This window comes from Leucobacter chromiireducens, assembly GCF_003917135.1.
GTDB classification, from domain to species: Bacteria; Actinomycetota; Actinomycetes; order Actinomycetales; family Microbacteriaceae; genus Leucobacter; species Leucobacter chromiireducens_A.
This window is the reverse complement of sequence record NZ_RPDI01000088.1, coordinates 1-353: the sequence shown is the minus strand read 5'-3', so window position 1 is coordinate 353 and position 353 is coordinate 1. Positions and strand designations below refer to the sequence as shown.

The window sequence follows — 353 nt, the reverse complement described above, 5'->3', positions numbered from 1 at the left end:
GAAATGTTGTTAGGATAAATTCGTTCCCTGCCGGGCTGCGGTGCTGATCTGAGTGCCCGCTGGCGCCGGGGGCACGACCATCGTTCGAAGCCGTGCGGCTCAGCCGCACCCCGAATCAGGAGAATGGCGCTGTTCGCTAACGCTATGCACCTCGTTGCCCCCGGACTCGTCCGCACTGAAGAGGGCGGCTTCCACGGCCCTACCCTCGCCGATTTCTTCCCGCCGGCGGTGCTCTTCGAGGGCACTCCGTTCGAGATGAACCGCATCATGATCATCCGCGTGATCATGGTGCTCGTCCTCCTGCTGCTGTTCTGGCTCGGCACGCGCAACCTGCGTGTCATCCCGGGCCGCGC

The 353-nt window shown here is 64.0% G+C and carries 1 pseudogene; it reads left to right on the top strand.

The features are described 5' to 3' along the window. Positions 1-144: 144 nt before the first annotated feature. Positions 145-353, top strand: a pseudogene (locus EGM46_RS14600) (F0F1 ATP synthase subunit A); the annotation flags it as partial.